The 13,903-nt window shown below is 74.1% G+C and carries 16 protein-coding genes; 6 read left to right on the top strand and 10 right to left on the bottom strand.

What is annotated here, in order from left to right:
• Window positions 1-20: 20 nt before the first annotated feature.
• The 3 genes from ACYVP9_RS06610 to ACYVP9_RS06600 are packed head-to-tail and all read right to left on the bottom strand — an operon-like array spanning window position 21 to window position 2,826.
• The gene (locus tag ACYVP9_RS06610; protein WP_460603910.1) at window positions 21-1,454 is read right to left on the bottom strand and encodes a carboxylesterase/lipase family protein; all 1,434 of its coding nucleotides are present in this window, start codon (window positions 1,452-1,454) and stop codon (window positions 21-23) included.
• Window positions 1,455-1,464: 10 nt separating this feature from the next.
• The gene (locus ACYVP9_RS06605; RefSeq protein WP_460603909.1) at window positions 1,465-2,094 is read right to left on the bottom strand and encodes a VOC family protein; all 630 of its coding nucleotides are present in this window, start codon (window positions 2,092-2,094) and stop codon (window positions 1,465-1,467) included.
• Between the two features lie 21 nt (window positions 2,095-2,115).
• Complete coding sequence (locus ACYVP9_RS06600; RefSeq protein ID WP_460603908.1) at window positions 2,116-2,826, bottom strand: class I SAM-dependent methyltransferase; 711 nt, start codon at window positions 2,824-2,826, stop codon at window positions 2,116-2,118.
• 52 nt (window positions 2,827-2,878) lie between these two features.
• Between ACYVP9_RS06600 and ACYVP9_RS06595 the strand changes: the two genes are divergently transcribed.
• Together ACYVP9_RS06595 and ACYVP9_RS06590 are read left to right on the top strand one after the other, a co-directional pair.
• Window positions 2,879-3,640, top strand: a complete 762-nt coding sequence (locus ACYVP9_RS06595) for an ArsR/SmtB family transcription factor (protein ID WP_460603907.1) — start codon at window positions 2,879-2,881, stop codon at window positions 3,638-3,640.
• A gap of 40 nt (window positions 3,641-3,680) precedes the next feature.
• Window positions 3,681-4,196 (top strand): pyridoxamine 5'-phosphate oxidase family protein, encoded by a 516-nt coding sequence (locus ACYVP9_RS06590; protein WP_460603906.1) that lies wholly within the window; start codon window positions 3,681-3,683, stop codon window positions 4,194-4,196.
• Here the strand turns inward: ACYVP9_RS06590 and ACYVP9_RS06585 are convergent.
• Both ACYVP9_RS06585 and ACYVP9_RS06580 read right to left on the bottom strand, forming a co-directional pair.
• A complete protein-coding gene (locus ACYVP9_RS06585) occupies window positions 4,162-5,316 on the bottom strand; it encodes an RNA polymerase sigma factor (RefSeq protein ID WP_460603905.1) in 1,155 nt (384 codons plus the stop codon). The two genes, ACYVP9_RS06590 and ACYVP9_RS06585, sit on opposite strands and share 35 nt — an antisense overlap.
• Window positions 5,313-5,720 (bottom strand): YciI family protein, encoded by a 408-nt coding sequence (locus ACYVP9_RS06580; protein ID WP_460604308.1) that lies wholly within the window; start codon window positions 5,718-5,720, stop codon window positions 5,313-5,315. Before ACYVP9_RS06580 ends, ACYVP9_RS06585 begins: the two co-directional genes overlap by 4 nt.
• 165 nt (window positions 5,721-5,885) lie before the next feature.
• Here ACYVP9_RS06580 and ACYVP9_RS06575 point away from each other — a divergent pair, with 165 nt between their 5' ends.
• From ACYVP9_RS06575 to ACYVP9_RS06560, 4 genes are all read left to right on the top strand, one after another.
• Window positions 5,886-7,151: an LCP family protein gene (locus tag ACYVP9_RS06575; protein ID WP_460603904.1), complete on the top strand. Its 1,266-nt coding sequence runs from the start codon at window positions 5,886-5,888 to the stop codon at window positions 7,149-7,151.
• A gap of 218 nt (window positions 7,152-7,369) precedes the next feature.
• On the top strand, window positions 7,370-7,963 hold the full coding sequence (locus tag ACYVP9_RS06570) for a sigma-70 family RNA polymerase sigma factor (RefSeq protein WP_460603903.1): 594 nt from the start codon (window positions 7,370-7,372) through the stop codon (window positions 7,961-7,963).
• A complete protein-coding gene (locus ACYVP9_RS06565; protein ID WP_460603902.1) occupies window positions 7,947-8,765 on the top strand; it encodes an anti-sigma factor domain-containing protein in 819 nt (272 codons plus the stop codon). The genes ACYVP9_RS06570 and ACYVP9_RS06565 overlap by 17 nt, the downstream gene beginning before the upstream one ends.
• Window positions 8,766-8,791: 26 nt before the next feature.
• Window positions 8,792-9,253, top strand: coding sequence for an SRPBCC family protein (locus ACYVP9_RS06560; protein ID WP_460603901.1), 462 nt, complete (start codon window positions 8,792-8,794; stop codon window positions 9,251-9,253).
• A gap of 4 nt (window positions 9,254-9,257) precedes the next feature.
• Here ACYVP9_RS06560 and ACYVP9_RS06555 read toward each other — a convergent pair whose 3' ends face one another.
• The 5 genes from ACYVP9_RS06555 to ACYVP9_RS06535 all read right to left on the bottom strand — a co-directional run bounded on the left by ACYVP9_RS06555 (window position 9,258) and on the right by ACYVP9_RS06535 (window position 13,809).
• Entirely contained in the window at window positions 9,258-9,824 is a 567-nt protein-coding gene (locus ACYVP9_RS06555; RefSeq protein ID WP_460603900.1) for a hemerythrin domain-containing protein, read from the bottom strand.
• A 67-nt stretch (window positions 9,825-9,891) separates the two neighbouring features.
• Entirely contained in the window at window positions 9,892-10,719 is an 828-nt protein-coding gene (locus ACYVP9_RS06550; RefSeq protein ID WP_460603899.1) for a glycosyltransferase family 2 protein, read from the bottom strand.
• Window positions 10,716-11,636 carry a glycosyltransferase gene (locus ACYVP9_RS06545; protein ID WP_460603898.1) on the bottom strand — a complete coding sequence of 307 codons (921 nt, stop codon included), beginning with the start codon at window positions 11,634-11,636 and terminating at the stop codon, window positions 10,716-10,718. The genes ACYVP9_RS06550 and ACYVP9_RS06545 overlap by 4 nt, the downstream gene beginning before the upstream one ends.
• Window positions 11,633-12,706 (bottom strand): glycosyltransferase family protein, encoded by a 1,074-nt coding sequence (locus ACYVP9_RS06540; RefSeq protein WP_460603897.1) that lies wholly within the window; start codon window positions 12,704-12,706, stop codon window positions 11,633-11,635. The genes ACYVP9_RS06545 and ACYVP9_RS06540 overlap by 4 nt, the downstream gene beginning before the upstream one ends.
• Window positions 12,703-13,809, bottom strand: coding sequence for a glycosyltransferase family protein (locus ACYVP9_RS06535; RefSeq protein ID WP_460603896.1), 1,107 nt, complete (start codon window positions 13,807-13,809; stop codon window positions 12,703-12,705). The genes ACYVP9_RS06540 and ACYVP9_RS06535 overlap by 4 nt, the downstream gene beginning before the upstream one ends.
• Between the last annotated feature and the right edge of the window lie 94 nt (window positions 13,810-13,903).

Below are 13,903 nucleotides of genomic sequence, written 5' to 3'. Positions count from 1 at the left end.
CGAATCCGGCAGCGAGTCGGTCACCGCCGCCCCTCCCAGACCGCGAGCCGGTCGGAATCGACGTCGTCGCCCACGCGGAGTGTCCGTCCGATCCGGGCGGTGGTGCGCGTGCCGCCGTACCGGGGCCAGCCCGGGTCGCCGTCCGTCACGAAGTCGACCCAGACGCGGTGCACCACGGCCGCGACCTCCGGGTCGGGAGCGGACCCGGTCAGCCCGTGCGACAGCGGGTCGGTGATCGTGTCGAACGCGTACGGCAGGTCGACGCCGTGACAGGCGCCGAGGCCGTCGTTGGCGGACGGGTCGGGGTGGTCGAACCGGGCGCGCCACGCGACGTCCACCGCCTCGACCAACCTGGTCGCCGGGACCGCGTAGAACCAGTCGGTGAGCACGGCGGCCGCGAGGTCGCCGGGGGAGGCGTCCGGCAGCGCGTCCCGGTAGGCCCGGAGTCCGTCGGCGGACAGGTCGTGCGCGGCGGCCACTGCCCCGAGGCCGCCGTCGTCGATGCGGTCGATCAGCCCCGGCGCGACGAGGAACGCCCGGTGCTCGTCGCGATTGGTGGTGACGAGCAGCGGGACGTCCGTCCGCACACGGGCCGTCACGACGTCCCCGTCGACAACGGGGGCGAAGGGCAGCAGATTGCGCGTCAGGCGGCCCCACCGGCCGCTGCGGTCGGCGCGGATGTCGCGCACCAGCTGCGCCGACGCGGCGGCGAGCTCCGGTGCGGGAACGTCGTCGAGCGGCCCGACCCGGGCGGCGAGCTCGGCGGCGACGGCGGCGGCCTCGTCGGCGGTGACGGCGTGCGCGGCCGCGCCGCTCGACAGGATCGCGCGGGCGAACAGCCCGTCCGTCGCGGGCATCGCGAGCAGGGCGGCGACGCTCATGCCGCCGGCGGACTCCCCGGCGACGGTGACACGGGACGGGTCACCGCCGAACACGGCCACGTTGTCGCGCACCCAACGCAGCGCGGCGAATTGGTCCTGCAGCCCGAGGTTCACCGCATGGGGCGGCAGGTGCGCGAACCCCTCGGCACCGAGCCGGTAGTTGACGGACACCACCACGATCCCGTCGCGCGCGAAGGCGGCGCCGTCGTACATCGGCACGGAATTCGACCCGTTCACGAACGAGCCGCCGTGGATCCACACCAGCACCGGCGCCCGCCCGGACCCGAGGCCGTCGGCGGGCGCCCACACCGCGACGTTGAGGTACTCGTCGCCGGCGATCTCGACCTCGGGGAACAGCCGGTCGAACGGTACGGGATAGGGGATCTTGGGCGCAGTGGGCCCGTGCGTGGCCGCGTCCCGCTCACCCGTCCATGCGTCGACCGGGGCGGGCGGACGGAACCGGAGCGGGCCGACCGGCGCGGCGGCGTACGGCACGCCGAGGAAGCGAGCCACCGACCCGTCCGAGGTGCCACGGACGGCGCCGCCGTCGACGGTGACGACGGGAGCACTCATGGCGCCCAGGCTAGGAGCGATCGAGCGAGGTGCACACGCAGACCCGGTTGCCGTCGGGATCGGCGAGGACGGTGTAGGACGGCGCGCCGCTGCGGTCGACGACGGCGCCACCCGCCGCGACGGCGGCGGCGATGCGGCCCTCGGCAACCTCGGGTGCGAGCCAGAGGTCGCCGTGCCAGCGCTGCGGCGGCGTCTCGATCTGCTCCGCGCCCTGGAACCACACGTTGGGGACACGACGGGTCGGGTCGAGCACCTCGCCGTGGACGGTGGCGGAGCTGCCGGTGAGCAGCGCCGACCAGAACGGGCCCACGACGTCTGCCCGGGCGGTGTCGAGGCCCCACTCGAGCTGCGCCACCTCGCCGGGCTGCGCCGTCAGGCCGTGCTCACGTGCCTGCTCGCTGATCGCCCGGGCCGCGTCGACGTCGTCGGCCGTCACCCACCGGCCGTCCGCGTCGGTGCAGACCTCCACGTCGAGGAACCCCTGTCCGGCGGAGAAGGGCCGCTCGAGCCGGGCGAGCAGTGAGGCCATCGACGCGATGCCCTGCGCGTCACCGGTGAAGCGTGCGTGCAGGGATTGCGCGAGCTTGCGCCAGTCGGCCAGGCCGGCCGCGGCGATGTCGTCGTTCGAGAGTCGCTCCATGGCGAGCACTGTGCTCCCGGGCTACGACAACGTGGCGGGCTTCGTCCACTCCAGGGTGTGCCGGAACCACAGCCGCCGGCGCACCCGCGCGCCGGGGAGGACCCGCGCGGACACCGTCCGGATCTCGGCGAGGGTCGCGGTGGGTTCGGCGACGGGGAAGCCGCCCGCTCGCTCGCCCGGCCGGGCCCGGCGCGGATGCTTCGCCAGCCCGACGAACGGGTTCAGCACCGCCGGGAGCAGGTCGACGGCCAGGTCCCGGCCGTCGGAGGCGGGTGCGATGCCGACCACCAGGAGGCGTCCGCCGGCCCGGAGCAGCCCGGCCGCACGGCGCAGCGACGGTTCGAGCCCCATGTGGTGCAGCGCCGCGACCATGGTGATCACGTCGTAACCGGTGTCGGGCGCGCCCTCCACCTCGTCGAAGCGCAGCTGCCGCACGGTCACCCGGTCGTCGCCGGCGAACCGTGCCGACGCCGCGCGCACCATCTCGGCGTCGACGTCGACACCGTCGACGACCGGCACGTGACGGACCAGCTCGGCGAGCAGGCCACCCCGACCGCAGCCGACGTCCAGCGCGCGCGTCGCGCCCACCGGCAATCGCCGCACGATCCAGCGGTGGTAGTGGTCGTTGTGGCTCCACGGGTGCCGGCGGTGGAACCGGTCGAGGGCGCGGACGACGGCACCGAGCGCACCCGACGCCCCGCGGACATCCGGCACCGACCGCCGTGTGGCCATGGACCGAGGCTAGACCTTGACGTGAAACCGAATGGTTTCCTATTGTCGCGCGATGGACGCGGTGTTCCGGGCGCTGGCCGACCCCACGCGGCGGGCGCTGCTCGACGAACTGTTCCGCCACGACGGCCAGACGCTGGGCGCCCTCGCGGGCAGGTTCGCCATGACCCGCCCAGCCGTGGCGAAGCACCTGCGCCTGCTCGAGGAGGCCGGCGTCGTCCTGACCGACAAGCGGGGAAGGGAGAAGCTGCACTTCCTCAACCCGGTGCCGATCCGCGAGGTCCACGACCGGTGGGTCGACAAGTACACGCAGCACTGGGCCGGCGGTCTCGTCGACCTGAAACGGCACCTGGAGGCCACCGTGCAGAAGATGTTCGAGATCTGGATCCGTACCACCCCCGAGCGGTTGTGGCAGGCCATCACCGACCCCGAGACGCGGCGGCGCTTCCAGTTCGGGGCGGCCGTCGAGTCCGACTGGACCGCCGGTTCCCCCTACCGCGTGACGCACCCCGGGGTGGAGAACGGGTTGATCGAGGGCGAGAACCTCGAGGTCGACCCGCCGCGACGGCTCGTGCAGTCGTTCCGTGCGGTGTGGGACGACGATGTCGCCGCGCAGGGCACCAGCCGGGTCAGGTGGGAGATCGAACCCGTCGGCGACAGCTGCCGCCTGGTCGTCGTCCACGACCAGCTCGCGCCCGACGCCGACGACCATCTGTACGGCGGTTGGCCCATGATCCTGTCGGGCCTCAAGTCGTGGCTCGAGACCGGCGAGGAGCTCACGACGGCGGGGTCGCTGCTGTACGGCAGCCCGCGGTGACGTCGCCCGTTGTCGGCGTGACGTCCTACCGTCCGGGTCCATGACGGACCCGACCACCTCCCGACCCACCATGCCCGAGGGCTACGGCCTGCCCGAGACGGCGGACGGCCTGCTCGCGTGGGCCGACGTCGAGGCGCGGCTGGCCGCGTCGAAGCACTACTGGTTGACGACCGTGCGCCCCGACGGCACACCCCACGCCGTGCCGCGCTGGGGTGTGTGGGTCGACGGCCGGTTCTACTACGACGGCGCGCCGACGACCGTGCACGCCCGCAACGCGGAGCGGAACCCCGCGACCACGCTCACGCTCGAAAGCGGGGCCGAGGTGGTCATCGTCGAGGGGACGTCGCACGCGACACGAGCCGACGCCGACGGCCTCGGCGCCCGCATAGCGGCCGCCTTCGCCAAGTACCACCCCGAGTACGCGCCGGAACCCGACGCGTGGGTCGACGGCGGCGGCCTGCGGGTCGTCGTGCCGAGGCGCGCGCTCGCCTGGTTCAGTTTTCCAACCGACTGCACGCGCTTCACGTTTGCCGCAACGCCGCCGCCCGCCGGATGAGGTGGTCGCGCTCGGGCACGCTGGACGCCTCCCGTCCCGCCCGCGCGTAGAGGTCGGCGGCCGTTGCCGCGTCACCGGCCTTCTCGCGCAGGTGCGCCTCCACGGCCGTCCGCCGGGGAACCGACGGGCCGACCTCGGCGAGCGCGGCGAGACCGGCCCCGGGTCCGTCCGCCTCTGCGACGGCCACCGCTCTGTTGAGCCGGACGACGTCGCTGTCGTTCAGCGCCAGCACCTCGTCGTACCACTCCACGATCTGCACCCAGTCGGTCTCGTCCGCGCTCGCAGCGTCGGCGTGCAGCGCCGCGATCGCCGCCTGCGCCTGGTACTCGCCGAGCCGATCGCGTGCCAGCGCCGCCTGCAGCACCCCGACGCCCTCCGCGATCAGCGCCGTGTCCCACCGGCCGCGGTCCTGCTCCGCGAGCGGGACGAGCGCACCCGAGGCGGTCGTGCGCGCGGCCCGCCGGGCGTGGTGCAACAGCATGAGCGCGAGCAGGCCGGCGACCTCGGGGTGGTCGTACCGTGCGTGCAGGTGGCGGGCCAGCCGGATCGCCTCGGCGGCGAGGTCGACATCGCCGGAGTACCCCTCGTTGAAGACCAGGTAAAGCGTGCGCAGCACCGTGGCCACGTCACCCGGACGGTCGAGCCGCACGCCGCTGACCGTGCGCTTCGCGCGGCTGATGCGCTGCGCCATCGTCGACTCGGGCACGAGGTACGCCGCGGCGATCTGACGGGTGGTCAGCCCGCCCACGGCACGGAGCGTGAGCGCGACCGCCGATGCCGGCGACAGCGACGGGTGCGCGCACAGGAAATAGAGCGCCAGCGTGTCGTCCGTCTCAGGCGCCGGGCCGGGCGGCGGCTCGTCCTGCACCCGCTCCTCCCGGCGCCGCCGGGCCGAGTCGGCCCGGACGGCGTCGAGGAAGCGGCGCCACGCCCGCGCGACCAGCCACGCCCGCGGGTCGCGGGGCGGGTCGTCCGGCCAGCTGCGCACCGCCTCGAGCAGCGCCTCCTGCACCGCGTCCTCGGCGGTGGCGAAGTCGGCCCCGCGCCGCACGAGCACCGCGGTGACGACGGGCGCGAGCCGGCGCAGCAGCTGTTCGTCGCCGGAACGGTCGACGGTCACTCGACGGCGACGGGGTTGTCGGCCAGCACGGGGCGCAGCTCGATCCACTCCTGCAACGGACGGCCGCCGGCCGCGGGTGCAGACGACAGCTCCGCCGCCACCTCGACGGCCCGGTCGTACCCGTCGACGTCGATCATCATCCAGCCGGCGATCAGGTCCTTGGTCTCGGCGAAGGGACCGTCGGTGACCGGCGGACGGCCCTCGCCGTCGAAGCGGACGAACGTGCCCTCGGGGGCCAGGGCCTGGCCGTCGACCCATTCGCCGGACGCCTGAAGCCGCCCGGCGAGCTCGACCATGAACGTCATGTGGGCGTCGACCTCCTGCGGCGTCCACCGGTCCATGGGGACGTCGCACAGCGGGGTCGGGCCGCCGCGGTAGTGCTTGAGAAGCAGGTACTTGGCCATCGTCGTTCCCTTCGTCGGCACGGCCATTCTGGCCGCGTTCGCACCGGGGACGGAGCCGGAGCGGCGTTCTCGACATCGGCGGCGGCGGTCGGACGGAAAAAGTTCCCGGCCGTCCTCAGCCCGCTTACCGGTGCCGCCGGGCTCCGGCGGGTAGCGTCGCCCGGCGTGGCAGACGGACGCGGCACACCGGGGCAGCCGGGCAGCTGGGACCCTTCCGGCCCGTCCGCGTCGCGGTCGTCGGGTCGCCGGGACCCGAACGAGCCGTTGCCGCCGCATCTCGACCCGCGCCGCGGCCGCGGCCGTACGCAGCCGCCGTCGTCGTCGCAGGCCCCGCCGGCCCAGCCGTCGGGTTGGGATCCCGCGGGACCGCCGCGGGACGGCCGGCAGCAGCGCCTCCCGGACCGCTACCCGCCGCAGGGGCCTCCTCCCGGACGCCCGCAGCAGCCGGGGCAGCCGGGAGCGCCGGGCGGCCGACCGCCGCGACGGAAGCGGCCGCTGAAACGGTGGTTGCTGGCGCTGGCCGCGGTGATCGTGCTCTGGCTGGCGTACCTGATCGCCGTACCCCTGTTCGCGTGGAGCGACGTGGGGCGCGTCGACGCCGAACCCGAGGGCAACCGGCCGTCCGAGACGCCGGGCACGACGTACCTGCTGGTCGGGTCCGACAGCCGCAAGGGGCTGTCCCGCGAGCAGGACAAGCAGTACGGCACCGGGGGAGTGGGCGACGTCGGCGCCCGCACCGACTCGATCCTGATGCTGCACGTGCCCGACGGCGACGGTCCGAACCTGCTGCTGTCGATCCCGCGCGACTCGCAGGTGAATATCCCCGGCCACGGCACGCAGAAGATCAACGCCGCGTTCGCGATCGGCGGCCCGAAACTGCTCGTCCGCACCATCGAGCAGGACACCGGCGTGCGCATCGACGACTACGTCGAGATCGGCTTCGCGGGCTTCGTCGACATCATCGACGCCGTCAACGGCATCACGATCTGCCCGAAGCAGGCGATCAAGGACAAGAAAGCCAACCTGAACATCAAGGCGGGTTGCCAGGACGCGGACGGACCGACGGCCCTCGGGTACGCCCGCAGCCGCTACGGCCAACAGCAGGGCGACATCGACCGTGCGCTGCACCAGCGGGAGGTCGTCGCGGCGACGGCCGGTGAGGTCGTCTCCCCGTCGACGTTCCTGCTGCCGTGGCGTTACTGGAGCGTCTGGTTCGCCGGCGCCGAGTCACTGCGCGTCGGCGACAACGTGGGCCTGTGGGACATGCAGCGGTTCGCGCGGGCGATGCGCGGCGGCAACTCCAAGCAGTGCGTCGTCCCGATCATCAACCTCGCGGTGACGTGGGACCCGGTGAAGGCGCCGCGACTGTTCAAGCAGATCCGCGAGGACGACACCTCGGCCATCCGCTGCACCGCCCGCCTCGGTTCCTGAACGACACGGTCGGCCGCGCCGTCGTGCCCGGTCCCCGGGCCCCGTCCGTGGCCGGCGCCGCTGCGTGACGACGCACAGCGGGGACAAGGGACCTTCTTCCGATTGCGGCAGGTCACGCGTGGGGAAACTCCTGCGGTGATCCTGGGGTCCGGCGAATCGGTCCGCCATCGCGTGGCGTCCCGCAAGCAGCACGACGACGTCGTCGCGGCAGGGCCGGCGTGAGCGACCAGGTCGGGCACACCGAGATGGTCGACGGCGTGGCCGGGGAGCCCGAGGAACAGCTGGCGGTGGCGTTCGCCGAGGGCGCCGACTGGGCGCTGCGCGCCGCCTACGAGCGCTACGGGGCACTGGTCTACCGCATCGCCGGGCACTGCGTGTCGTCCCCGACCGAGGCCGAGGACGTCACCCAGAACACTTTCGTGTCGGCGTGGCAGGGCCGCGCCACCTTCGACCCGCGGCGCGGGTCGCTCGCAGGCTGGCTGGTCGGCATCGCGCGGCGGCGCGGCATCGACCGGATGCGGGCACTCGCGCGGGAGCGCCGCGACCTCGAGTCGGCGCGCACCACGGTCACCACCGGCGAGCTCGCGACGCACGCCGACGGCGTCGTCGACCGCATCGTCGTGTCCGACGGGCTCGCCGAGCTGCCCGAGACGCAACGCCGGGTGCTCGAACTCGCGTTCTTCGACGACCTGACGCACCAGCAGATCTCGCGGGTCACCGGGCTGCCTCTGGGCACCGTGAAGAGTCACGCGCGCCGGGGGCTGGGTGCCCTGCGCAACAAGTTGGAGGCCGCCGGTGTCTCCCTCGCCTGAGCACGACGCCGCCCACGCCCGCGCCCAGGACGACCTCGCCGCGCTCGCGCTCGGCGAGCCTGCCGATCCCTCGGTCAGCGATCACATCGCCGACTGCGAGCGGTGCCGGCACGCTCTGGCCGAGCTGACGTCGCTGGTCGAGCTCGCCAAGGGCGGACCGCCGGGCCGGTCGCAGGCCGCCCCGCCACCGCACCTGTGGGACCGCATCGCGGCCGAGGTCGCCGCACTGGAAGGCCCGGCGTCCGCGGGTTCCGCTGCCGTAGCCGACCCGGGCGCGGTGTCGGCGGCGACCGCGACCGCTGCCGCGACACCTCCCGGCCCCCGTGCCACGGCCGTACCCCTCGACCGGTCACGCCGCCACCGGGTCCGGCGCGCAGTGCTCGCCGCCGCGGCGGTCGTCGCCGTCGGGCTGGCCGGCGGCGTCGGATGGGTCCTGGGCGCCGGCGGCAGCGACGCCGACACCGCAACCGTGTCCGCGGCGGCGCTCGCGGCGCAGCCCGGCGTGCGGGACGAGGCGCACGGCACCGCGAAGCTGCGTCCCGGCACGGGCGGCTACCAACTCGACGTCCAGGCGCGCGGCCTGCCCGCCCACGAGGGCTACTTCGAGGTCTGGCTGTACAACCCGCGCGAGGACAAGATGGTCGCGGTCGGCACGCTCGGCACCGGAGGGCGCGGGGTGTTCACCGTGCCCGCCGGCATCGACCTGCGCAGCTACTACGTCGTCGACGTGTCGGCGCAGCGCTTCGACGGCAATCCCGCGCACGACCGCAGCGTGCTGCGCGGCGCACTGCCCGCGCGCTGAGCCGCGCGGCACGGTTGACTGACACCGTGACAGCGACCGAGCCGCGCCCACTGACCGCCGCCGTCGACATCGCCGCCCCGCCGGAGGCGGTCTGGGCGGTGGTGGGCGACGTGCGGCGCACCGGCGAGTGGTCACCCGAGTGCACCGGGGTGACCCCGATCCGCGGAGTGCGCCGCGGCGGTCTCCTGCTGGGACGCAACCGGCGCGGTCCCGTCCGCTGGGTGACGTTGTCGCGGCTCACCGTCGTCGAGCCGCCGCGGACGATCGCCTGGACGGTGCTGCAGAACCGCGCCGAGTGGCGCTACGACCTTCAGCCCACCGACGGTGGCACCCGGCTCACGCAGACCCGCGCCATGCCACGGGGCGAGAGCCGGTTCGCGGTGTGGTTCGCGAACCGCCTGCTGGGCGGGGTGCAGAACCACGACGACGAACTCGAGCGCGGCATGGCCGCCGGCCTCGAGCGCATCAGGGCGCTCGCCGAACGCTGATCGGTCAGACGTTGCGGTCGCGTCCGCTGAGGGCGTCACGCAACTTGTCGACCAGGCCGACGCCCGGCCCGACCGTCTTGTGGAACAGCGCGGCGTGCGGCGACGCCGGATGCGGACGGGTCGGTGCCGCCATCTTGGCCATGCTCACCTTGTCGCCGAGCCGCGACAGGTCCTCCTGCGACAGTGCCTCGCGCAGCTGGGGGAACTGGGTGTTCTCCTCGTCCGCCGCGTGGTGGCGCAGCAGCTCGGTGACCGTCCGGGCGCACTCGTCGAACTCCGCGTCGGTCGGGTCGACGCCCTCCCAGGCCTTCAGGGCCGCTTCGAGCCGCTGGTGCTCCTCGATGTCGTGTTCGACCTGCTGCGCGCCGTCCGGGACGTGTGCGCGTATCGCGGGGTAGACGAACATCTCCTCGGCCACCGAGTGGCGGACGAGCTCGGCGATGACGGTGTCGGCCAGGTCGCGGCGCAGGTCGGCGTCCGAGATCTCGACGATCCTGCCCAGCAGTTCGAGGACGTCGCGGTGGTCGCCGGTCAGGACCTCGATCACGTCCGGTTCGCTGGTCGCGGTCATGGGCTTCTCCTCGTGCTCGACACGCTGCGAAGGCCGCGGTCTCGGGACGGAGCGTGTCGCCAGCGACCTACCCCGGGCGCGCGGACGGGTCACGGGCGGCCGCGGTCCACTCGTCCGCGTCGGGATCGTGACGGACGAGCCCCATCCGCTCGAAGGCCTCCAGCCAGCCGGTCATCGGCCAGTGGCCCCAGCGCTGCCGGAACACCCGTCCGTTGCGCAGGATGTCGTCCAGGTGCGTCACCGGTGGGTCAGCGGACGGGTGCCACTGGTGGTAGGACCACGCCTGCGCCAGACCCAGGTGCGGCACGCCCGCCGCGCGGGCACGCAGGCCGAAGTCGGTGTCCTCGCCGCCGTAGCCGGTGTAGGCCTCGTCGAACCCGCCGATGCGCTCCCAGGTCGTGGCGGTCACGCCGAACGAGAGCGACCACACGAGCTCGTGCGCGAGCGGCACCGCCGGCGAGCCGGCCGGCACGGCGCGCGCGGGGTGCGCGCGGCCGAGAGCGGCGAGCCGCTCGAGCACGTACCCGTCTCCCGGTGGCGGCAGGTAGCCGACCTGTCCGCTCACGATCGCGTCCGGACGGGCGCCGAGCGCGGCGCGGTACTCGTCGACCGTCGACGGTGACGGCACGCAGTCGACGTCCAGGAACACGAGGGCATCGGCGCCGCCGTCGATCGCCCGAGCGGCGCCGGCGTTGCGGGCGGCGGCGAGCGGCAGACGCCCCTCGACGAGCGGGACGTCGAGCACCTCGGCGCGGCCGGCGACGACGTCCGCGATCTGCGGGTCGCCCATCGCCACGACGACGTGCAGCTCGGGTCGCGCGCCGACGCTCACACCCCGCAGCTGCAGCCGCAGGTGGTCGTGCCGGCCCGCGGCGATGGTGACGAGCCCGATCACCGGGCCACCCCGCGGATCACCGCGGCGGCGCGGGCGGCGCCCTCGCCGGACGACCAGAGCGACCACCCCCCGCCGCCGAGGTCGACGGCCCGCTCGAGCACCGGCTCCCATCGTGACGGGGGTGCCTCGCAGACGACGGCGACCCGTGCGTCGGCGAGCGCGCGGGCGCTGGCCAGCTGTTCGCCGTGCGGACGGGTCTGCGGCAGCAGCACCGCCGGCCGCCGCGCCGCCGCCACGTCGGCCAGGGCGCCGAGCCCGCAGTGCGTGACGACGACGTCCGCGGCGCACAGAGCGGGCCACGGGTCGTCGACCCAGGTGTCGCCACCGAGCCGGGTCCAGCGCCAGCCACCACCGTCCGGAGGCAGGGCCGGGCCACCGCCCCCGAGCCCGCCGAGCAGCACCACCGTGCGGTCGCCGGGCGCCCGCTCGCGGGCGCGTCCGTCGAACCGGGAGATGGCGCCGACATGGTGAACTCGCGGCGTCGAGGTGCCGGCCAGGTCGGGCCACGGAGCGACGAGGGCCGCGGCGACGTCGAAGCCGAGACGGTGTGCGGCGTCGGAACGGTCGCCGGGCAGCACCATGCTCACGACCGGCACGCCGTGCAGGCGTGCGAGCAGCGCGATCTCGACCGACACGTCCACGACGAACGCGTCGGGATCGTGCTGGGCGATCCACGACGACACCACGTTGCTGCGTTCACGCAGTCCTGCGCAATATCGCGGAACCCAGTGCAGCCGACCGTTCGCGGTGGGGTCGTCCGACCCGTCCGTGTCGAGCGGCAGGTCGACCCAACCGTGCTCCCAGCCGTCCGGACGGGGGAGCGAGGACAGCACCGTCACGTCACCGAGGTGTCGCGCGATCGCCGTCGCCCTGACCAGGTGCCCGCGTCCGACGTGGTGCACGTAGTACCCGATCACGCCGCAGGTGCGCCCAACGCGGACAGGTAGGCCTGTTCGTAACCGTCGACCATGCGAGCGACCGACGCGTGGCCGCACACGTGCGCCCGCACCGCGTCACGGTCGAGGGTGCAGGCCCGCAGCGCCGCCGCGGCGAGCGCGGCGACGTCCTCACGGTCGACGAGCACGCCGGCGTCCGGCCCGACGACCTCGGGGAGCCCGCCGGCGCGGAACCCCGCCACCGGGGTGCCGCACGCCATCGCCTCGGCGGCGACGAGGCCGTACGGCTCCTCCCAGCGCGGAGTGACGAGCGCCGCCGCGCTGCGCCCCACCACGTGCACGAGCTCGCGGTGCGGCAGGTGCCCGCCGTAGGTGATGTCGTCGTCGAGCAGCGGGACGATCTCGCGCTCGAACCACGGCCGGTCCGGCACCGGTCCGTAGAGGTGCAGCCTGAGCCCGGCGGCGCGTGCCGCGCGGATCGCGAGGTCGGGGCCCTTCTCGCGCACCAGCCGTCCCGTCCAGACGAGGTCCGGGCCGCCGGGACCGGGCGGCCAGGCCTCCAGGTCGATGCCGTTCGCGACGACCGTCGCCGAGGGCACGAGGTGCTGCCACGACCGGGCGGTGGCCCCGCTGACGGCCACGAAGGCGGACGGGCAGGGCCCGGTCGCCAACGCCGACTCCAGCCAGGGGGTCGGCGGGGTGTGCAGCGTGGTCACCATCGGCATCGGCAGCGCCCGGGCCATGGACAGCGGCAGGTGGTGGAGGCTGTTGTTGTGGACGACGTCGAAACGTCCGCGGCCGGCCATCAGCAGCAGCATCAGGTCGAGGTAGGCGTGGTGCTCGGTGAGCCACAGCTCCGGCGGCATGCTGACGTCCGCCCGGGCGGCCGGCGACAGCTCGACCGTGCCGACCTTCAGCGGCTCCACGTCCAGCTCGGGATCGCTGTCGGGCGCGGCGAAGACCGCCACGTGGTGACCACGGCGGCGCAGCTCGCGGGCCAGCAACCAGGTGTGCGCCTCGAGGCCGCCGGCGAACGGCTCGCGGATGGGGAAACGGGCGGACGCGATCAGTGCGATGCGCAGCGGGGTCACGCGAGCACCTCGGTGTAGACGCGGCGGTGCGCCGCGGCGACGGCGACGCGTTCGGTCCACCGCCCCGCCGGCGTGGCCTGCCACGACGGGCGCGCGAGGTAGGCGGTGCGGACGGCGTCGCGCAGGGACTCGGCGTCGATGCCGTCGTCGGCGCTCGCGAACGGCAGGCACGGTCGCTGCTCGGCGTAGAAACCGCACACCGGTGCCGCCACCGCGGTGCCCAGGTCGTGACACGCCTCGAGCCATCCGGAGTGGGTCCCGAAGCGGTACGGCAGCACGGACAGGTCCAGGCCGGCGAGATAGCACCACAGCTCGTCGTCGGTGAACATGTCGTGCACGGCGAGGTCGACGCGGCCGTCGTCGCGCGCGCGCGTCAGCATGCGCACCAGCTCGGCGTCGTGGCGCGGGTGGGCGGGGTCGACGACCTCCGTGTGCAGGTCGAAGCGCAGCTCGAGCCCGGGCAGTTCGTCGGTCAGCGGCAGCAGCGCCGCGACGACGCCGCGCGGGTCGGCGTTGGGCCGCAGGCTCTTGAGGTGCACGCCCACGCGGAACCCGTCGCGCTCGTGACGGACCCGTCCGAGAACGGGCAGCGGGACGACGTGCGGGTGCGGAAGCACGGTCGCGCGGCGTCCCCACCGGCGCCGGATGTCGTTCGCGGCGCCCGCGGTGAGCGTGATGACCGCGGCGGCGCGGGGCACGAGCACGTCGAGGTGCGCGTCGTGGGTGGAGCGGTCGTGATGGTGCGGGTTGCGCAGGTCGTGCGCGGTGTAGACGAGCGGCGTGTTCAGCTCGTCCAGCGTGTCGACGACGCGAACGAGCTCCTCGACCGACAGCGCGTCGAATCCGAAGTGCAGGTGCAGCAGGTCGAACGTGCCGGCGTGGGCGCGCAGCCACTGCGGGTCGAGCATGCGCGGCGGCCACCATCCGGTGGACGTCGGGTCGAGCGGCGGCGGATCGGGCAGGCGCACGACGCCGTCGTCCGCCCCGGGGTCGGACAGGTGCGCCACGTAGACGTGGTCGGACGGCACCGAGGCGACGGTGATCGGACGCGACGGCAGGGTGGTGTCGTCGGTTGCTGGGGAAACGTGGACCAGGTTGGACATCGTGCTCCGGCACAGCGGCCGGGTCCCGGTTCTGTTATCGGACGGCCGCTAGGTGCTGGTCTGTCCCGGGCGCACGACCGTCTCACCGGCCGGC

Source organism: Jatrophihabitans fulvus (assembly GCF_054781375.1).
Note: the sequence above shows the minus strand (reverse complement) of the source record. Positions and strands in the feature narration are given on the sequence as shown.